This window comes from Pinisolibacter sp. (assembly GCF_036782435.1).
GTDB lineage: Bacteria > Pseudomonadota > Alphaproteobacteria > Rhizobiales > Ancalomicrobiaceae > CALBKH01.
Window position 1 is genome coordinate 17239 of record NZ_DAIPZB010000002.1, and the last position, 19737, is coordinate 36975.

The following is a 19737-nucleotide window of genomic DNA, read 5'->3' on the forward strand; positions in this document are numbered from 1 at the left end:
TCCGAAACATGTCGTCCGGTGGTCACGCGCCGGCGGCGCGCACCCGCCCGAGCGGCCCGCTCTCGGAGCGGCCCGGAATGGCGGCGATCAGCTTCCGTGTGTACTCGTGCTTCGGATCGCCGAAGACCTCGGCGACCGGCCCCATCTCGACGATCTCGCCGCGCTGCATCACCGCGACCTTGTCGCAGATCGTCGCCGCGACCCGGAGATCGTGGGTGATGAAGATCAGCGCCAGATCGAGCCGCGCCTTGAGGTCGGCGAGAAGCCGCAGCACCTGCGCCTGGATCGACACGTCGAGCGCCGAAACCGCCTCGTCGGCGATGATGATGCGCGGATCGAGCGCCAGCGCCCGGGCGATGCCGATGCGTTGGCGCTGGCCGCCGGAGAACTCGTGCGGGAAACGATCGACGGCGGAGGCGTCGAGCCCGACCATCGAGAGCAGCTCGGCCGCCTTGGCGAGCGCCTCCTTGACCGGCACGCCCGCCGCGATCGGCCCTTCGGCGACGATCCGGCCCACCCGGGTGCGCGGATTGAGCGAGCCGTAGGGGTCCTGGAACACCATCTGCATCCTGCGCCGCCAAATCCGCATCTGGCCGACCGACTGGCCCATGGTCTCGGCGCCCTCGATCTTGATCGAACCGGCCTCCGGGTCGATCAGCCGCACGAGACAGCGCCCGAGCGAGGACTTGCCCGATCCGCTCTCGCCGACGACGCCGAGCGTCTCGCCCCGCGCCAGATCGAAAGAGACGGATTTGACCGCGTGGACCACCCGGGCCGGCCGCATGAAGCCGCCCGACGTCACGTAGGTCTTGGTGAGCCCCTCGACCTCGAGCACGACGTCGCGGGCGCGCGGTTCGCTCGGTGGGGCGGCCGCCGGGTGACCGGTCGGGATCGCCGCGATGAGGGCCTTGGTGTAGTCGTGTTGCGGATCGCCGAGCACCGCGGCCGCCGTCCCGGTCTCCACCACCTTGCCCTGACGCATCACCACGACCCGGTCGGCGATGTCGGCGACAACGCCGAAGTCGTGGGTGATGAACATCACGGCGGTGCCGTGCTTCACCTGCAGCTCCTTGATGAGTTTCAGGATCTGCGCCTGGGTGGTGACGTCGAGCGCGGTGGTCGGCTCGTCGGCGATGAGCAGCACCGGATCGAGCGCCAGCGCCATGGCGATCATCACGCGTTGGCGCTGGCCGCCGGAGAGCTGGAACGGATAGGCGTGGATGGCGCGTTCCGGCTCAGGCAGGCCGACCTCGGTCAGAAGCGCCAGCGCTCGGGCCTTCCGTTCGACCGGGGTCAGAACATCGTGCGCCTCGAACACCTCGGCGATCTGCTCGCCGACCCGCATCAGGGGGTCGAGCGCGGTCATCGGCTCCTGGAAGATCATGCCGATCCGCCGGCCGCGGATCGCCCGCATCCCCGCGTCGTCGAGGTGGAAGAGGTCGACCCCGTCGAGTTTGGCGATGCCCTGAGCGACGCGGGTGCCGGGCGGCAGTAGGCCCATCACCGCATTGGCGGACATCGACTTGCCCGAGCCGCTCTCGCCGACGATCGCCAGCGTCTCCCCGGCTCGGATCTCGAAGGAGACGCCCTCGACGGCGAACAGGCGGTCGGCACCGGCCGGCAGTTCGATCGCCAGTTCGGTGACGGTCAGGACGGGGTCGCTCATCGCCGCCTCCTCAGTGGTGATCGCGCGAGGAACGCGGATCGAGGGCCTCGGCGAGACCTTCGCCGACCAGATTGATGGCGAGCACGGTGATCAGGATCGCCACACCGGGGAAGAACGACAGCCACCACGCCTGGCGCACGACGGTGCGCGCCGCGCCGATCATGTAGCCCCACGACATCACCGAGGGATCACCGAGCCCGAGGAAGGAGAGCGAACTCTCGAGCAGGATCGCCGTCGCCACCATCAGCGAGGCGAGCACCACGATCGGCGACACCACGTTGGGCAGGATCTGGCGGGTGATGATGGTGAAGTGCGATTGGCCGGCGAGAATCGCCGCCTCGACATATTCGCGCCGGCGCTGGGCGAGCACCTCGCCGCGCACCAGCCGCGCCACCGGCGGCCAGCCGACGACGCCGATCGCCACCACCACCGAGACGAGGCTCGGCTGGAAGATCGCGACCAGCACGATCGCCAGCGCGAAGCTCGGCACCGTCTGGAAGAACTCGGTGAAGCGCATCAGGAGGTCGTCGACGAGCCCGCCGAAATAACCCGCTATGGCGCCGATCGGCACGCCGACGGCGAGCGCGACCAGCGTCGAGACGATGCCGATCAGGAGCGACACCTGCGCCCCGTGGGCGAGCCCGCTCGCGACGTTGCGCCCCAGCGTGTCGGTGCCGAGCGGCACCATGGCGTTGGCGAAGGGCGGCAGGAACGGCCGCTGCACCATTTTCCACGGCGACTGCGGGTAGAGGTAGGGGGCGGCGACGGCGAGCGCCACCACCAGGGCCACCACGATCAGGCCGATCATCGCCAGCCGTCGGCGGCGGAAACGGGACCAGAAACCGGTCATACGGCCACCTCGATGCGCGGGTCGACCAAGCGGTAGACCCAGTCGGTCAGGATGTTGAACACGACCACCATGGCGGCGGAGACGAGGAAGACGCCGAGCAGCAGATTGTAGTCGCGCTGGAGCAGCGCCTCGTACATCAGCCGTCCGATGCCGGGCCAGGCGAAGACCGTTTCGGTCATCACCGCCCCGCCGACCATCTGTCCGGCCTGGAGGCCGGCCAGCGTGACGACGGGAAGCACCGCGTTGCGCAGCACGTGACGGCGCAGGATGACGCGCTCGGTCAGCCCTTTGGCGCGTGCCGTCTTGACGAAGTCCATGCGCGCCGTCTCGATCATCGAGGAGCGCGTCATGCGGACATAGACGGCGGTGAAGAAGAGCCCGAGCGTGACGGCCGGGAGCACCAGATGGCGCGACACGTCGAGCACGCGCTCAAGGAAGTTCTCGTGCCCACCGACCTCCTCGAAGCCGAAGCCGGGCAGCCAGTCGAGCCAGACCGAGAAGACCAGCACCGACATCAGCGCCATCCAGAACAGCGGCGTGGCGTAGAAGATCAACGAGACGGTGGTGATGAGCCGGTCGAGCGGGCGACCCTTGTTGGCGGCGGCCCAGGCGCCCATCGCGACGCCGATCACCAGCGAGAAGACGAAGGCCGCGCCGGTCAGGATCAGGGTCGCTGGCAGGCGGTCCATGACGAGATCGAACACCGGCATCTGCTGGCGATAGGAATAGCCGAGGTCGAGCCGCACGACGCCCCAGAGATAGAGCCCGAGTTGGGTCAGCAAGGGCTTGTCGAGACCGAACTTGACCCGGAGTTGCTGAAGGAAGATCTCGTCGGTGGCGCCGCTCTCGCCCGCCATCACCGCCGCCGGATCACCGGGGGCGAGATGGATCAGGAAGAAGTCCAGCACCACGATCGCCAGCACCACCAGGATGCCCTTGGCGAGGCGCGAGGAGAGGAACCAGAGCGTCTGCATCGATCATCCTCGTTCGTGTCGGCACCTCGGGGTGGTCGGCGCCCCCCTCATCCGCCCTTCGGGCACCTTCTCCCGCGAGGGGAGAAGGAAGAACCTCGCTTCGCTCGGGCACGAGCGTGCAACATGATCCGCGCACCGGCCGAAGGCCGGACTTCCCTTCTCCCCTCGCTGGAGAAGGTGCCCCGAAAGGGGCGGATGAGGGGGCGCCGCGAAGCGGCTCCGGCGCCCCACTCGATCACATCGTCCCGATCACTCGATCCAGGCGTCCTTGAACCCGTCGTTCACGCCGATGCCGGTGGTGATCAGGTTCTTGACGTTGCAGTGGGTGATGGTCGGGAACTTGAGGTCGATCAGCCAGGCGTAGACCGCGTCCTCCGAGAGCTTCTTCTGGACGGCGGAGTAGGCCTTCTGGCGGGCGCTGTCGGGGAAGCCGGTCGCGCCCTCGGCGAAGAGCTTGTCGACGTCGGCGTCGACGTAGCCGCCGACGTTGTTGAACGGCGAACCCTTGGAGATGTTGGTCGAGACATAGGCGCGCGACACGCCGAGCGCCGGATCGCCGTACTGGTAGAGATAGGTGGTCGAGATGTCGAAATCCCAATCGCCCATCTTCTTGTTCCAGCCGGCGACGTCGGTGGCGATCAGCTCGACCTTGATTCCGACGTCCTCGAGGTTCTGCTTGATCGCCTCGGCCCAGCGCTGCCACGTCTCGCCGTAGGGCATGTAGGGGAAGCGGATGACCTCGCCCTTGTAGCCCATCTCCTTGAGGAGTGCCTTGGCCTTGGCCGGATCGTAGTCGTACTTCACGACCGCCGCGTCGTCGCGGAAGGCGGTGGAGTCGGCGAACGGCCCGGTCGAGACTTTGCCCATGCCGTTCCACAGCGCCTCGTGGGCGAACTTGCGGTCGATGGCGTAGGAGACCGCCTTGCGGAAGCGCACGTCGGCGGTGACGCCCTGGCGATGGTTGAACCACAGCCACGCCTGCGGCGCGAAGAACTCCCAGCCCTTGTCGGTGATGCAGGCGTTCTTGGTCTTGGCGAGACGGGCGACGTCGAAGTTCTCGACCGATCCGCCCGGCAGGATGTCGATCTTGCCGGTCTCGAAGGCGACCGCGCGGGCGGCGGCATCCGGGATCACGTGCCAATAGATCTCGTCGAGATGGGGCAGGCCCTTCTCGTAATAGTCGGGGTTCTTGACCAGCCGGATGTGCGAGCCCTTGACCCATTCGCCGAACTTGAACGGACCGGTGCCGATCGGCGCGTTGTTGGCCGGGTTGGTCTTGAAGTCGGTGCCTTCATAGATGTGCTTCGGCACCATCGGCAGCGTGCCGGCCTCGAACATGCGGATGAAGGGACCGAAGGTCTCCTTCAGCTTGAAGACGACGGTGAGATCGTCCGGCGCGGTGATGCTTTCGACGTGCGAGAGCGAGGCGCGGGTGCGCGGGTTGGTCTCGCGCAGGAACTTGTCGGCCGAGAAGACGACGTCGGCCGAGGTGAAGGGCTTGCCGTCGTGCCACTTCACGCCCGGATGGAGCTTGAAGGTGTAGGTCAGGCCGTCGGGCGAGATCTCCCAGGAGGTGGCGAGCTGGGGATGCGGCTTCAGTTCGGTGTCGAAGCGCAGCAGGCTCTCGAAGATGTTGCCGCCGACCATCTGAGCGGGCGCGTTCTGGACGATGCCGGTCATGATGCCCGGCGGTTCGGGCTGAATCACGACGTTGGCGCGCCCCCCCTCCTTGGGGCCGGCGAGGGCAGGACCCGCGAGCGCGGCGGCGAGGACGAGGGACGTGGCGAGGGTTCCCAGGAGTTTCGCTTTCATGACGGCCGGTTCCTCCGGATTGGGGGTGGTCGAGGATGCGAGGCTTCAGTTTCGCGAGGCGCGAGGCGCCCCGTCGTTCCGTCGAGGCGCGGGTGCCTCAGTGCTCGAAGTCGGGCGCGACCCGGCGGGCGATCCGCAGGAAGGCGTCCCACTCGGGGTCGTCGAGACCGCTGTCGACGTGCAGCGCGTCCCAGGTCTCGTATTGGCGGGCGGTGATCTCGGCGATCTCCGCCGAGGGCAGGCGCAACGGCCGGCCGGTTGCCATCGCCGCGAGCTGCGCCTGACAGGCGCGCTCGAGATTGTGCATCAGCACGAAGGCTTCGCCGACCGTGCGGCCGCAGGTCATCAGACCGTGGTTGCGCAGGATCATCGCCTTGCGAGTGCCGAGGTCGGCCACCAGACGCTCGCGCTCGGCGAGATCGAGCGCCATGCCCTCGTAGTCGTGGAAGGCGAGGCGGCCGTGGAACTGCAGCGACCACTGGTTCAGCGGCAGCAGCCCCTCCTCGAGGCAGGAGACCGCGACGCCCGCGACCGTATGGGTGTGCAGCACGCAGCCGACGTCCGGCCGCGCTCCGTGGACGGCGGAATGGATGGTGAAGCCGGCGGCGTTGATGCCGTGGCCGAGCGGATCGTCGATCACGGTGCCGTCGAGGTCGACCGTCACCAGCTCCGATGCCTTCACTTCGTCGAAGCGCTTGCCGTAGGAGTTGAGCAGGAACAGCTCGCCCTGCGGCGCCTTGGCCGAGATGTGGGTGTAGATGCTGTCGTCCATGCCGAGATGGGCGATCAGCCGATAGGCGGCCGCCAGATCGGTGCGCTCCTCGGGGATGTTGCCGCCCGTCGCGGTGGTCGTGATCGCGTTCATGCCCGCCGTCCCTCCCGGGATGCGCCCCGCGCGCCGTCGCGCCGGGCGCCGTTTGACGAGCTAAGGGTAAACACATAGAATCTGAATTGTCGACAGTCGACAGAGTTGAATTTTCGAGCAACCCAAACGGCGGGCGAGGGGAGATCGGCATGAACGACGCGCAGGGTGGAGCGACCCTCGAAGCCGAATCCGGCCGGCTCCCGCCACTCGCCGCCGACGACCTCGTCAACCGCATCGCCGCGCGCCTCACCGAAGCGATCGTCGGCGGCCGCTTCGCGCCCGGCGAACGGCTCAACGAGGTCCATCTGGCGAACGAACTCGGCGTGTCGCGGGCGCCGCTGCGCGAGGCGGCGCGGCTCCTGGAAAATCGCGGTCTGGTGGTGGCGCTGCCCCGGCGCGGCTTCTTCGTGCGCGCGCTCGACGCCAAGGGCCTCGACGAGATCTACGATCTGCGCATCTGTCTGGAGCGTCACGCGGGCCTGCGGGTCTGCGAGCGCCTCACCCCGGCCATGGCCGAGGCCCTGACGGCGCAAGCGGCCCGCATCGCCGCCTTCGTCCACGATCCCGGCCGGCAGGTGGAAGAGGACTTCGCCTTCCACCGGATGATCCAGGTCTTCGCCGACAACGAGCGGGCGCTGCGCGTCTACGACGAGCTGACCCACGAGATGCGCTTCGGCATCAGTGTGATCGGCCATCTCTATGCCGATCCGGAGGTGATCGCCCGCACCCACGACCCCGTCCTCGACGCCCTTCTGTCGCGCGACGGTGCCCGCTGGCTCGCGGCGATCGATGTCCACGTCGGCGTGGCCCGCGACAACGTCGTGCGCCTCTTGGCCGAGCGCGAGGCGCGCGGCAAGGGCTGAGACGAGGCTGCGGGCCGGGCGCTTCATGGCATCGCCCCCGCCGCCTCGAAGGCGCTCGCCGCGGCGAGCACCCGGGCATCCGCCCCGCGCGCCCCGATGATCTGGAGCGAGGTGGGGAGCTCCGTCGCCGTCGGTGTGGTCGGCACCGCGGCGGCCGGTTGTTGGCTGAGATTGATCGGGAACGAGAACCCGGCCCAGAGATGCCAGCGCGCGAGACCGCTGCCCTCGGGCACCTCGAGCCCCGCCCCGAACGGCACCACGGCCGCCCCCGGCGACACCACGAAGTCGTACTGCGCGAGCAGCCGGTCCATTTCCGTGCCGAAGGCCGCGCGCGCCACCTGCGCCGAGACGAGATCGACGGCGCTCATCGCGCCCCCCGCCGCCGCGACCTCGAGGAAACCGGGATCGACGTCGCCGCGCAACGCCTCCGGCACCAGGGTCAGCCGGGTGGCGGCACCGCTGAACCAGTGCTTCTCGAAGATGTCGGTGACCCGGTCGGCCATCGGCAACGCGATCGGCTCGAGGATCGCACCGAGATCCTCCAACCGCCGCATCGCAACAACAAAGGCCTCGGCGACCGCCGGATCGACCGCCCCGCACGGCGGCGCCGACCAGACGCCGACCCGCGCGCCCTGCCAGATCGCCTCGGGCGCCGCGTCGAGCGCGTCGAGCACGCCCGCCCCTTGCGACCAGTCAGCGAGATCGCGCCCCGACATCGCCGCGAGCATCGGCGCGAGATCGGCCGCATGGCGCGCCATCGGCCCGAGATGGGCGACGGTGCCGAAGGAGGACGCCGGATAGGCCGGGACGCGCCCGAAGGTCGGCTTCAGCCCGGCGATGCCGCAGAAGGCCGCCGGCACACGTATCGAGCCGCCGCCGTCGGTGCCGAGATGCAGAACGCCGGCACCCGCCGCCGCCGCGACCGCCGCCCCGCCCGACGAGCCGCCGGAGGTGAGGTCGGGGTTCCAGGGATTGCGGGTGATGCCGTGGGCGCGGCTGTCGGTCACCGCCTTCCAGCCGAATTCCGGCGAGGTGGTGAGCCCGATGAAGACCGCGCCGGCGGCCCGCATCCGCGCGACGGCGGGGGCGTCTTCGGCGAAAGGAGTGTCCGAGGTGGTGCGGCTCCCGTAGCGCACCGACCAGCCCTCGACCCAGACGATGTCCTTGAGCGTGGTCGGGATCCCGTCGATCGGCGACAGCGGCGCGCCCGCCCGCCAACGCGCTTCGGAGGCTTGCGCCGCCGCGAGCGCCCCGGCCCGATCGATCGATACGAAGGCGTTGAGCGCAGGGTCGATCGCCTCGGCCCGGTCGAGCGCCGCCCGCGTCACCTCGACCGGCGACAGCGCGCCGGCCGCGAAGGCGCGGCCGAGCGCCGCCACGCGGGGGCCTTCGTCGGGAAGAACGAACGATCGTGACGAAGGCATGCCAAACCCCCTGCTCGAAAAAGCGGCGATCGCTGTCGCTGCTCTATCCGAAGGCAATCATGCGGGGCTCGTTCGAGATCATAAAATGTATTATTTTGACGCCAATCACACATTTCATGGATGAATGAATGACCCTCACCGTCCGCCAGGTTCGTTACGTCGTCGAGGTCGCCCGGCTCGGGTCGATCCAGGCGGCGAGCCGCGAATTGGGCATTTCCCAATCGTCGATCCTCGCGGCGATCGACATCGCCGAGGCCGACATCGGCGCGGAGATGTTCATCCGCCGCCCCTCCAAGGGCATGCAGACGACGCCGGCCGGAGAGCGCTTCGTCGCCGCCGCGCGCGGCCTCGTCGCCGCCGAGACCGAGTTCGTCCGCGAGATCGGCGCGCTCGCCGATGGTCCGCCCCGCACCATCCGCATCGGCTGCTTCGAGCCCTTCGGCCCGCTGTTCCTGCCCGAGGTCCTGAAGCGGCTGATCGCGCGCACCGGGCCGATCGACATCAACCTGCTCGAGGCCGATCAGCATCGGCTGCGCGACTGGCTCGACACCGGCCACGTCGACGCGGCCGTGACCTACGAGATGGGCCCGCCGTTCTCCGGCGAGGTGACGCGGATCTGTCGCATGCCGGCCCATGTCCTGGTGCGCGCGGACGATCCCTTGGCCGCGCTTCCCGCCGTGCCGCTCGCCGCGATCGCCGACCGGCCGATGATCCTGCTCGACCTGCCTCAGACCGGCGCCTATCTCTCGACCATCTTCGACATGTCGGGCCTCGGCCGCCGCATCGGCTTCCGCACCCGGTCCTACGAGACGGTGCGCGCGGCCGTCGCCGCGGGCTTCGGCATCGCGGTTCTGAACATGCGGCCGATCTCGCCGGTGATGGGCGACGCGCCCCATCTGGTGCGCCGCCCCATCGCCGATCCGCTGCCGCCGCCGGCCCTCGTCGTCGTCGACCCTTACGGCGCCCGCAAACCGCGCTTCCTGTCCGACTTCATCGCCGAGATGCAGGGCTTCTTCCGCGATCTCGGGCCCTCGCGCTTCGCGGTCGCGACACCCGAGGTCGAGGCACGGCTGTTCGACATCTGAGGCTCTTCATGGCTTTCACCCTTCGAAAGCCCGACGCCCGGGTCAATTCCTCAGATCGCCCCCGTCCACCTTCGGGGCCCACTCCCTGGTGGGGTCGAACCATCGCATCGATTCACACGTCACATGGTGAACGCCGCCCGATTTTCTTTTGGAAGCACGACCGGCGCATTCGGATAAGATCGGCGCCTCGAGGGTCTTCGAAGTGCGACACCCGTTCGATGCGCTCGACGGCGGCCCGCTGCAAGTTCGCAAGCATCGCGTCGAGGAAAGAAGCGTGATCGATCATCTCCCGACGCCCCGGTCACAACCGTCGGAACGAGAGACCACCGGTTCGCCCGCCCAACGCGGCCGGATGCCGATGTGGCATTCGATCCGCATGGAACTCGAACACGAGATCCGCTCCGGTCTGATCGGACCGGGAAGTCGGTTGCCGTCGGAACACGACCTGGCACAACGGTGGAGCGTCAATCGCCACACGGTGCGCGCCGCCTTCGCCAGTCTCGCTGCGCATGGTCTGGTGGTGGCGCGCCGCGGCGCCGGCGTCTTCGTCGCCGAGCGGCCGGCGGAATACCCGATCACGCGCGATTCCAAATGGAGCGAGATCGAGGAGCGGTTCGCCGCCGCGGCGTCCGGTCATCTCGTCGCTTCGCATCGCCGCACCGCCCAGGGGCGCGTCGCCGAACTCCTCGGGCTCGAGCCGGGGCACGACCTGATCGTCGTGGAATCGGTGCGCAGCGCGACGCCGCGCATCGTCGGCTACGGCTATCACAGCTTCGATGCGGCACGCTTCGCCGGCATCGACGAGACCTTCGCCCGGACCCGCAGTTTCACCACGGCGATCGCCGCCCATGGCGTGCCGCGGTTCTTCCGCACCTCGACCTGGATCGACTGCCGCATGCCGCGCGACGTCGAAGCCACCGCGCTCGACATCGGCAACGATACGCCCGTCATGATCATGTCCTATGTCGATGCCGATCCGGACGGACGGCCGATCCTCTTCGGCATCGCGGTGTTGCCGCCGGGAAGCCTGACGCTGCGCATCGATACCTGATCCGCCTCGCTTCGCGTGGTCCGGCGCCGCCCCGAAAGGCCGAGCCGCGGGCCGAGCGATATCCTTCGCCGTCGATGTCATCGCTCCGTCAGCTTGTCTAGTCATCCTAGACAGGCCGAACGTCCGACGACATCGAGACCGCCATGATCGAATTCCTCGCAGGCCGATTGCTGCGCATGACGGTGACCCTGGTCGTCATCGTTTCGGCCGTGTTCTTCGCGGTGCGGCTCTCGGGCAATCCGGTCGACTACATCATGCCGGAAGGGCTCGACGCCGACGGGCGACGGGAGATGATCGCCTATTGGGGGCTCGACCGGCCGGTCCTCGTCCAGTTCGAACTGTTCTGGCGCGCGATGTTCGAGGGCAATTTCGGCCTCGGGCTGGTCGAGCGCCGTCCGGTCGCCGAGATCTTCGCCGATCGCCTGTGGCAGAGCCTGTCGCTGCTCGTCGCCACACTCGCCGTCACGATCGTCGTCGGCATTCCGGTCGGCATCTTCACCGCGCTCAGACGCCGCACTGCGGTGGGGGGCGTGGCACTGCTCGCCGCCTTCCTCGGCTACGCGGTGCCCAACTTCGTCCTCGCCATCCTGATGTTGCTCATCTTCTCCTACACGCTGCACTGGCTTCCCAGTTCCGGGTCGGGGACGCTCCTCCACTACGTGATGCCGACGATCGCGCTCTCCGCCTTCTTCGTCGCCGCGCTCGTCCGCTACACCCGCAACGCCATGCTCGACGTGCTGTCGCAGGACTACATGCGGACGGCACGGGCCAAGGGCCTGCCCGAGCGGGTGGTGATCTTCAAACACGGTCTGCGCAATGCGCTGATCCCGGTCATCACCGTGCTGGGGTTGCAGATGACCTCGCTGGTCGCCGGCGCGATCGTCGTGGAAACGGTCTTCGCCTGGCACGGCGTCGGCGATCTCCTCATCCATGCGACGCTGCGCCGCGACTATCCGGTTCTGCAATTCGGCGTGCTCGCCATCGCCTGCGCCGTGGTGGCGATCAATCTTCTGGTCGATCTCGCCTATGCGGCGATCGACCCACGCATCCGCTTCGGTCGTACCGACGGGGGGATCGCATGAGCGAGGCGTCCGCCGCGGCGATCGCGCCGCTGCCATCGATCTCGCGTCGCATCTCCGCGACGCTGCGACGCGACCCGGTGCTCGTCGTGGCGGGCCTGCTCGCCCTGGCCCTGTTGGTGCTGGCGATCGCTGCGCCGCTCCTCTCGCCCTTCGATCCGGATCAGCAGAAGCTGCTCGCCCGATTGCGCCCGCCGGTGGGCTTCGACGGCGCGAGGGTGGGCTACTGGCTCGGCACCGATCAGCTCGGTCGGGACATCCTGTCGCGCACCCTGCACGGTCTGAGGCTCACCCTGGCGCTGGCGCTGTTCGGCGCGGTGGTCGGGCTGGCGCTCGGCGCGGTGGTCGGAACGATCTCCGGCCTCGTCGGCGGGATCGTCGACGATCTCGCCATGGGCTTCGTCGATCTCGTCATCTCCTTGCCCTTCGTGCTGGTGGCGCTCCTGGTGATCGCGCTCGCCGGCACCGACATGCTGGTGCTGATCGTCGTCCTCGGCCTCGCCTACTGGGCGCATTTCGCCCGGCTGATCCGGGCTCAGGTGTTGGCCCTGCGCAACCTGCCCTATGTCGAGGCGGCGCGCGCCTCGGGGGCCGGGGGGCTGCGCATCGCGCTCGTCCACATGGCGCCGAACATCGTCTCGCCGGTGATCGTGATGTTCACGCTGAACGTCTCGAACCTGATCCTGCTCGAGAGTTCCCTCTCCTTCCTCGGCCTCGGCGTCCAGCCGCCGACCGCGACCCTCGGGTCGATGGTCGGCCAGGGCCGCGACTACATGGCATCCGCCCCCTGGGTGGTGGCCGCTCCCGCCGTCGTCATCGTCCTCGTCGCCCTGGTGGTGATGCTGGTCGGCGATGCGCTGCGCGACCGCTTCGACGTGCGCCTGCGCGAAAGATGACATCGCCCTCGCCACCGGCGGGGATCCGCCGGTCGCCCGATCCCATCGGTGCCGCAGATCCGGCCCGCTTCGAACGGAGACCTCGATCCATGATCCGCTTCTCGCTCCCCGGCGCCATCGCCGCGGCCGTCTGCGCCGCGGTCGTCCCGGCCGCCGCCCAGACCCTGACGGTCGGCGTGCAGAACATGTCGCCCTACATCGATCCGGGCCGCGACCACTCCAACGTCGGTTCGCAGCAGTATTACAACGTCTTCGACACGCTGCTCGAGAAGGACCACACCCGTCCGGAGAGCGTGTGGAAGCCGGGTCTCGCCACCTCGTGGAAGCTGATCGCGCCCAACGTGATGGAGCTGAAGCTGCGGCAGGGGGTGAAGTTCCACAACGGCGATCCGCTGACCGCCGACGACGTGGTCTTCACCATCGACCGCATCATCCACACCGACTTCGCCCCCTACCTGATCCGCAAGCGCGACTTCGTCCCCAACTTCGACAAGGTCGAGAAGATCGACGAGGAGACGATCCGCATCACCACGGCGAAGCCGGAGCCGCTGTTCGAGACGCTGCTCAACATCCAGCAACTGATGATCGTGCCGAAGAAATACGTGATGGCGCTGACCGGCGATCCGAACGTCGCCGAAGCCGGCGACTTCGAGGCCTTCGGTCTCAAGCCGGTCGGCACCGGTCCCTACAAGGTCACCGAATACGTCCCCAACCAGAAGCTGGTGTGGCAACGCTTCGACGGCTTCTGGGGTGACAAGGCGCCCTACGAAAAGGTGGTGCTGACCCGCATCCCCGAGCTTTCGGCCCGCATCACCGCGCTGAAGAACGGCGAGGTCGACCTGATCACCAACGTGCCGCCGGATCAGATCGCCCAGATCGAGAGCGACGCCAAGCTCAAGGTCGAAGGCATGGTGACGCCGCTCTTCCACGTCGTCATCTTCAACACCCAGCACCCGAAGATGACCAAGGACCTGCGCAAGGCGCTGTCGCTGGCGATCGACCGCGAGACGCTCAATCAGGCGCTGTGGAACGGCAAGGCGGTGGTGCCCTCGACCCACACCTATCCGCAGTACGGCCCGCTCTACATGCCGGAGCTGAAGACCTTCCGCTACGATCCGGCGGAGGCCAGGAAGCTGGTCGCCGCCTCCGGTTACGACGGCACCCCGATCCGCTTCGACACCCAGGCCGCCTATTACACCAACGGTCTCCTCGCCGCCCAGGCGATCCAGGAGATGTGGGCGGCGATCGGCGTCAAGATGCAGATCAACGTCGACGAGAAGTGGTCCGGCGCCGACCCGACGATGATGTCGCGCAACTGGTCGAACCCGATGTACTTCCCCGATCCGGTCGGATCCTTCGGCACCATGTGGGCGCCCAAGGCCGCCTCGTTCACCGAGGGCCGGTTCGAGCCGAACGAGGCCTATGCCGCGGCGTGGGAGCGCTTCCGCTACTCGACCGCGGTCGAGGATCGCAAGAAGGCCTATGCCGAACTGATGGAGCGGATCGCCGACGACCCGCCGGTGCTGCCGCTCTACCAGCCCTACGAGTCCTACGGCATGCGCAAGTCGCTCGGGTGGAAGCCCCAGCCCGGCCACATTCCCTACGTGCTCGACTTCCGCGCCGAGTCCGTCTCGGCCAAGTGACGATCCCATCGCCCGACGAGCCCGGCGTCCGCGCCGGGCTCGTCCCGTCGTCGCAGGAGATGCCCCATGACCAGCGTTCGCCTCGCCGTCGTCACCGACGTCCATCACGGCGCCGACACCTTCACCAAGAAGGGAACCGCGGCGCTGCCGCTCCTCGACGAGTTCCGCCGCTTCGTCGCGGAGGCGAAACCGGATCTGGTCCTCGACCTCGGTGACCGCATCTCCGACGTCTCGCGCGAGATCGATCTCGCCCTCGAGGCGGAGGTGGCGGAGGCGTTCCGCGGCTTCGCCGTCCCCGTCCTGCACATCCCCGGCAACCACGATCGCGACCATCTCTCGATCGCCGACAACGAGCGGCTGTTCGGGCAGACGATGGCGCACGAGGTGGTCGACGTCGGCGACTGGCGGGTGGTGCTGTGGCGCGCCGACAGCCTGATCCGCCGACCGGGTGGGTTCCTCCTCACCGAATACGACCTGCTCGCTCTGGCCCGCATCGTGACGGAAACCGACCGGCCGCTGGCGATCGTCAGTCACGTGCCGATCTCCGGACATTCGCAGGAAGGCAACTACTGGTTCTCCGCAAACCCGGACGCGGCGACCTACCCCGGCGCCGATCGGGTCCGCGCGGTTCTTCGCGCCGCTCGGGTACCGATCGTGTGGATCGCCGGCCACGTCCACTGGAACACCGCGACGGTGGTCGACGGCATCCCGCATCTGACGCTGCAGTCCTTGACCGAGACCTTCACCTGCCACCCCGAACCCGCCGCGGCCTGGGGGCTCCTCGAGCTTTCCGACAGCATCCTCTGGCGGGTCTTCGGCCGCGATCCTTTCGTCTTCGAGACGACCGCGGAGCGCGCCGGACGGCGCTGGGTGCCGCCTTTGCCGCGCTTCGCCGATCACCCCGAACATCGCCTGCGGCTCGCCGCGCGAAGGGTCGAGGAGGCGGCGGAATGACGGCCGAGACGTCCCGCCCGCCGCTGATCGAGGTCGAGAACCTCTCGGTCGAGTTCCGCTCCGATCGCGCCACCGTGCAGGCGGTGAAGTCCCTCTCTTTCTCGATCGGCGCCGGCGAGACGGTGGCGATCGTCGGCGAAAGCGGATCGGGCAAGTCGGTGACGGCGCTGTCGATCATGGGTCTGATCGGCCGCGAGGGCGGCACGGTGACCGGCGGCCGTATCCGCTTCCACGCCGGGGGCCGCGAGGTCCGCGATCTCACCCGCGTCGACGAACGCACCCTGCGTCGGATCCGTGGCGATCGCATCGCCATGATCTTCCAGGAGCCGATGACCTCGCTCAATCCGGTCTTCACCATCGGTGACCAGTTGGCCGAGACCTTCGTCCTGCATCAGGGGCTGAGCCGCGCCGAGGCGGCGCAGCGTGCCATCGGGATGCTGGAGCGGGTGCGGATCGCCGACGCGCGGCGCCGTCTGACCCAGTATCCGCACGAACTCTCGGGCGGCATGCGTCAGCGGGTGATGATCGCCATGGCGCTCGCCTGCCGGCCGGCGCTGCTCGTCGCCGACGAACCGACCACCGCTCTCGACGTCACCATCCAGGCCGAGATCCTGACCCTGATCCGCGAGTTGCAGCGCGAGATCGGCATGGCGGTGTTGTTCATCACCCACGATCTCGCGGTGGTCGCCGAGATCGCCGACCGCGTCGTGGTGATGCGCGACGGCGAGAAGGCGGAGGAGGCCGAGGTCGGCGCTTTCTTCGCCGCCCCGAACCATCCCTATTCGATGGCGCTGCTCGCGGCCGTACCGCGCCTCGGCACGGCCCATCGGCGTCCCGCCCCGTCGAACGCCGCTCCCGTGCTCGAGGTCGAGGGTCTCGTCCGGCGCTTTCCGGTCCGGCGCGGCGTTCTGCGCCGCCACGCCGGCGACGTCCATGCGGTGACCGACGTCTCGTTCACGCTGCGACCGGGTGAGACGCTCGGGCTCGTCGGCGAGTCGGGCTGCGGCAAGTCGACCACCGGGCGGGCGCTGATGCGGCTGATCGAACCGACCGCCGGCCGGGTGCGGATCGCCGGTCGCGACGTCTCCGGGCTCACCGGCGCGGCGTTGCGGGCGATGCGTCGCGATGTGCAGATGATCTTCCAGGATCCCTACGCCTCGCTCAATCCGCGTCTCACCGCCTTCGCCTCGGTCACCGAACCGCTCGCCGTGCTCGAGCCGTCGATGAACCGCGACGCACGGCGCGCCGTCGCCGAACGACTGATGCTGCGGGTCGGGCTGGAGCCCGCCCATCTCGACCGCTATCCGCACCAGTTCTCCGGCGGCCAACGGCAGCGCCTCGCCATCGCTCGGGCCTTGTCGCTCGGGCCGAAGGTGATCGTCGCCGACGAGCCGGTCTCGGCGCTCGACGTCTCGGTCCGCGCCCAGGTGATCGAGCTGATGCGCGAGCTGCAACGCGATCTCGGCGTCGCCTATCTCTTCATCTCGCACGACATGGCGGTGATCGAGCAGGTCGCCCACCGCGTCGCCGTCATGTACCGCGGCGAGATCGTCGAGATCGGCCCGACCGCGACCGTGCTCGGCGACCCCCGCCACGACTACACTCGCCGCCTGATCGCCGCGGTTCCGGTCGCCGACCCGCGCCGCCGCCCGGGTGATCGCACCGCGGACACCACCGATCTGGCGAGCCCGATCCGCCCGGTCGGCTGGCGTTCGCCGGCGACGGCGATGGTCGAAGTGGGACGCGGTCGCTTCGTCCGCCGGTCGGTCGGCGTCGACGATCGCTCCGAGCCCGCAAGGTCATCGCTTCCGAATGCGGCTGCCGCGACCGAGACGGTCGGCCCGATCGGGCGCGAATCCGCCTTCGGTGTCATCGCGACGATGCACGAGCCCGCCACAGAGTAACCGAACCGATGCGGTGTCGCTCCGATGGAGCCACCGCGTCCCTCCTCCCCGGCCGGTACGCCGGAGGCCGCCGAATGCCGTCGACTCTCCTCGCCATCGCCCTGCGTGCGGTTCGCGCCGCGGTCACGTTGCTGCTCTGCGTGACCGTCGTCTTCGTGGCGCTGCGCGCCGCCGGCGATCCGTCCGAACAGTTGTTGCCGGCAGAGACGCCGCCGGACGTCCGTGCCGAATACCGGGCCGCCTGGGGGCTCGACCGCCCCATCCCGATACAATACGCGACCTGGCTCGCACGCATCGGCGAGGGTGATTTCGGCCGTTCGTTCGCCGACGGTGGCCCGGCCTTCGACGCGGTCGTCGAGGCTCTGCCGCGCACGCTGTTGCTCGGCGGGACGGCGTTGTCGTTGGCCCTGGTCGTGGGCCTGACGATCGGCGTCGCCGCCGCGTTGCGCCACGGCACGGCGCTCGACCGCGGCCTGATGGGCGTCGCCGTGCTCGGATATTCGATGCCGGTGTTCTTCCTCGGCATCCTGTTCATCCTGTTCTTCGTCCTGCATCTGCGGATCCTGCCGTCGTCGGGAGCCACGACGCCGTGGCATCTGATCCTGCCGTCGGTGACGCTCGCCCTGCCGCTCGCCGGGCGGATCGCCCGCTTCGCCCGCACCGCGACGCTCGAGGTGATGGGTCGCCCCTTCGTCCGGGCGGCGCGCGCCAAGGGGCTCGGCCGCATCGCCGTCGTCGTTCGCCATGCGCTGCCCAATGCGGCGATCCCGCTGCTGATGTTCCTCGGCATCGAGATCGGCCTCACCCTTTCGGGCGCCGTCGTCACCGAGACGATCTTCGCCTGGCCGGGGCTCGGGCGGCTCCTCGTCGATTCCGTCGCGCTGCGCGACCTGCCGGTGGTCCAGGCGGTGATCCTGACCGTCACCGCGATCATCGTCGCCGCCAATCTGGCGGTCGACGTCCTCCATGCGCTGGTCGACCCCAAGGTCGATCTGGCGCGCACCCTGGGGAGCGGCCGATGAGCCTCGCCGCATCGTCCACGACGGCGCGCACCGCCACCCTTCCGCCGACGGTGATCGTCTGTATCGGTTGGCTCGCCGCGATGGTGATCGTGGCCCTCGCCGCCGATCTCCTCGCCCCGACCCACTATACGACGCAGGACCTCGCCGCCCGCTTCCGCCCGCCGGCCTTTCTCGCCGGTGGCGACGCGCGGCATCTGCTCGGCACCGACCACCTCGGCCGCGACATGGTCTCGCGGCTCGTCTACGCGGTCCGCACCTCGATCCTCATCGCCTTCCTCGGCACGCTGATCGGCGCCGTCTTCGGCACGCTCGTCGGCCTCGCCGCCGGGCGGATGCGCGGCCTCGTCGACATGGCGGCGATGATGGCGACCGACATGCAGACGGCGCTGCCGTCGCTGTTCATCGCCATCACCTTCCTCGCCTTCTTCGGCAACCACATCCTGCTCTTCGTGGTGTTGGTCAGCCTCGAGGGGTGGGAGCGCTACGCCCGCCTCGCCCGCGGGCTCGCGGTCTCGGAGCAGGCGTCCGACTACATCCGCGCCGTCGAACAACTCGGGGCGCGGTCGAGCCGTATCGTCTTCCGCCATCTGCTGCCCAACATCCTCGCCTCGCTGGTGGTCCAGGCGACGCTGAACTTCCCGGGCACCATCCTGCTGGAGACGTCGCTGTCGTTCCTCGGGCTCGGCGTCCAGCCGCCCGGCACCTCGCTCGGCCTGATGCTCGGCGAAGGCCGCCGCTACCTGCTCAACGCGTGGTGGATCGCGGTGCTGCCCGGCGTCGTCATCTTCCTGACGACGCTCGCCATGAGCCTCTTCGGCGATTGGCTGCGCGACCGCCTCGATCCGACCGTCGACCCCGCCCGATGAGGACGCCGTGACCCGTTCCCTTTGGATCGATCCGCCCACGAAGCTCGTCATCGGCGCCCATCGCGGCCTCGGCGGCGGTGCGCCCGAGAACACCCTCGCCGGCGCCGCGGCCGCCTTCGCCCTCGGGGTCGATTTCGTCGAGACCGATCTCCGGGTGACCCGCGACAGTATCGCGGTGGCGCTCCACGATGCCGACTTCGCCCGTGTCGCAGGTGACCCGCGCCGCATCGCCGATCTCGATCTCACGGCAGCGCGGCGGGTGAAGCCGGACATGCCGACCATCGCGGCGATGATCGACCTCGCCCGGTCTCGCGACCGCGGCCTCCTCCTCGACACCAAGCTCACCGAACCGGCGGTCCTCGAACCGGTCGTCGCGTCGCTCGTCGACCGGCTCGGCGATGGCCGGATCGCCTTCGGCGTCCGCTCGCTCACCGCCGCCGAGACCGTCGCCCGGACGGCGCCGGGCGCGCCCCTCGTCGGCCTCTTCGCCGATGTCGCGGACCATCCGGCGCTCGCCGAATGCGGAGCGCGTTGGGCGCGCCTCTGGCAGCACGATGCCGCCGCCGCCGCGATCGATCGGCTTCACCGGCTCGGCCTGTCGGTCCTGGTGATGGCCGGCCGACCGACCCCCACGGAGGTCGGGGCGATCGCCGCCGCCGACCTCGCTCGCCTGATCGGCGACGGCATCGACGCCGTCATGCTCGACGATCCGATCGTCGCTCTCTCGCTGCGCGACGGCCGCCGTCCGGTCACCGCGCCGATCGGTCCGTGAGACCGCCACCG

17 protein-coding genes are annotated in these 19737 nt (G+C 69.0%); 11 read left to right on the top strand and 6 right to left on the bottom strand.

What is annotated here, in order from left to right:
* Positions 1 to 22 precede the first annotated feature (22 nt).
* The 5 genes from V7Q42_RS01005 to V7Q42_RS01025 all read right to left on the bottom strand — a co-directional run bounded on the left by V7Q42_RS01005 (position 23) and on the right by V7Q42_RS01025 (position 6167).
* Positions 23 to 1666: an ABC transporter ATP-binding protein gene (locus tag V7Q42_RS01005; protein WP_333821767.1), complete on the bottom strand. Its 1644-nt coding sequence runs from the start codon at positions 1664 to 1666 to the stop codon at positions 23 to 25.
* 10 nt (positions 1667 to 1676) lie between these two features.
* Entirely contained in the window at positions 1677 to 2516 is an 840-nt protein-coding gene (locus V7Q42_RS01010) for an ABC transporter permease (RefSeq protein ID WP_333821768.1), read from the bottom strand.
* Positions 2513 to 3490, bottom strand: coding sequence for an ABC transporter permease (locus V7Q42_RS01015; protein ID WP_333821771.1), 978 nt, complete (start codon positions 3488 to 3490; stop codon positions 2513 to 2515). The genes V7Q42_RS01010 and V7Q42_RS01015 overlap by 4 nt, the downstream gene beginning before the upstream one ends.
* Positions 3491 to 3739: 249 nt before the next feature.
* Positions 3740 to 5302 (bottom strand): ABC transporter substrate-binding protein, encoded by a 1563-nt coding sequence (locus V7Q42_RS01020; RefSeq protein ID WP_333821773.1) that lies wholly within the window; start codon positions 5300 to 5302, stop codon positions 3740 to 3742.
* A gap of 97 nt (positions 5303 to 5399) precedes the next feature.
* The gene (locus V7Q42_RS01025) at positions 5400 to 6167 is read right to left on the bottom strand and encodes a class II aldolase/adducin family protein (RefSeq protein ID WP_333821776.1); all 768 of its coding nucleotides are present in this window, start codon (positions 6165 to 6167) and stop codon (positions 5400 to 5402) included.
* Between the two features lie 149 nt (positions 6168 to 6316).
* Here V7Q42_RS01025 and V7Q42_RS01030 point away from each other — a divergent pair, with 149 nt between their 5' ends.
* Positions 6317 to 7030 carry a GntR family transcriptional regulator gene (locus V7Q42_RS01030; protein ID WP_333821778.1) on the top strand — a complete coding sequence of 238 codons (714 nt, stop codon included), beginning with the start codon at positions 6317 to 6319 and terminating at the stop codon, positions 7028 to 7030.
* A gap of 23 nt (positions 7031 to 7053) precedes the next feature.
* Here the strand turns inward: V7Q42_RS01030 and V7Q42_RS01035 are convergent, their stop codons facing one another.
* On the bottom strand, positions 7054 to 8409 hold the full coding sequence (locus tag V7Q42_RS01035) for an amidase (protein ID WP_333821780.1): 1356 nt from the start codon (positions 8407 to 8409) through the stop codon (positions 7054 to 7056).
* Between the two features lie 173 nt (positions 8410 to 8582).
* Here V7Q42_RS01035 and V7Q42_RS01040 point away from each other — a divergent pair, with 173 nt between their 5' ends.
* The 10 genes from V7Q42_RS01040 to V7Q42_RS01085 all read left to right on the top strand — a co-directional run bounded on the left by V7Q42_RS01040 (position 8583) and on the right by V7Q42_RS01085 (position 19726).
* On the top strand, positions 8583 to 9539 hold the full coding sequence (locus V7Q42_RS01040) for a LysR family transcriptional regulator (RefSeq protein ID WP_333821782.1): 957 nt from the start codon (positions 8583 to 8585) through the stop codon (positions 9537 to 9539).
* Positions 9540 to 9813: 274 nt separating this feature from the next.
* A complete protein-coding gene (gene phnF / locus V7Q42_RS01045; protein WP_333821783.1) occupies positions 9814 to 10590 on the top strand; it encodes a phosphonate metabolism transcriptional regulator PhnF in 777 nt (258 codons plus the stop codon).
* A gap of 143 nt (positions 10591 to 10733) precedes the next feature.
* Positions 10734 to 11672, top strand: a complete 939-nt coding sequence (locus V7Q42_RS01050) for an ABC transporter permease (RefSeq protein WP_333821784.1) — start codon at positions 10734 to 10736, stop codon at positions 11670 to 11672.
* Positions 11669 to 12565 (top strand): ABC transporter permease, encoded by an 897-nt coding sequence (locus V7Q42_RS01055; protein WP_333821785.1) that lies wholly within the window; start codon positions 11669 to 11671, stop codon positions 12563 to 12565. Before V7Q42_RS01050 ends, V7Q42_RS01055 begins: the two co-directional genes overlap by 4 nt.
* 89 nt (positions 12566 to 12654) lie before the next feature.
* Positions 12655 to 14208: an ABC transporter substrate-binding protein gene (locus tag V7Q42_RS01060; protein ID WP_333821786.1), complete on the top strand. Its 1554-nt coding sequence runs from the start codon at positions 12655 to 12657 to the stop codon at positions 14206 to 14208.
* Between the two features lie 66 nt (positions 14209 to 14274).
* A complete protein-coding gene (locus V7Q42_RS01065) occupies positions 14275 to 15162 on the top strand; it encodes a metallophosphoesterase family protein (protein ID WP_333821787.1) in 888 nt (295 codons plus the stop codon).
* Positions 15159 to 17066: an ABC transporter ATP-binding protein gene (locus tag V7Q42_RS01070; RefSeq protein ID WP_333821788.1), complete on the top strand. Its 1908-nt coding sequence runs from the start codon at positions 15159 to 15161 to the stop codon at positions 17064 to 17066. Before V7Q42_RS01065 ends, V7Q42_RS01070 begins: the two co-directional genes overlap by 4 nt.
* A gap of 74 nt (positions 17067 to 17140) precedes the next feature.
* Complete coding sequence (locus V7Q42_RS01075) at positions 17141 to 18088, top strand: ABC transporter permease (RefSeq protein WP_333821789.1); 948 nt, start codon at positions 17141 to 17143, stop codon at positions 18086 to 18088.
* Positions 18085 to 18954 (top strand): ABC transporter permease, encoded by an 870-nt coding sequence (locus tag V7Q42_RS01080; RefSeq protein WP_333821791.1) that lies wholly within the window; start codon positions 18085 to 18087, stop codon positions 18952 to 18954. The genes V7Q42_RS01075 and V7Q42_RS01080 overlap by 4 nt, the downstream gene beginning before the upstream one ends.
* A 7-nt stretch (positions 18955 to 18961) precedes the next feature.
* Positions 18962 to 19726 carry a glycerophosphodiester phosphodiesterase gene (locus V7Q42_RS01085; protein WP_333821794.1) on the top strand — a complete coding sequence of 255 codons (765 nt, stop codon included), beginning with the start codon at positions 18962 to 18964 and terminating at the stop codon, positions 19724 to 19726.
* Positions 19727 to 19737: the final 11 nt, after the last annotated feature.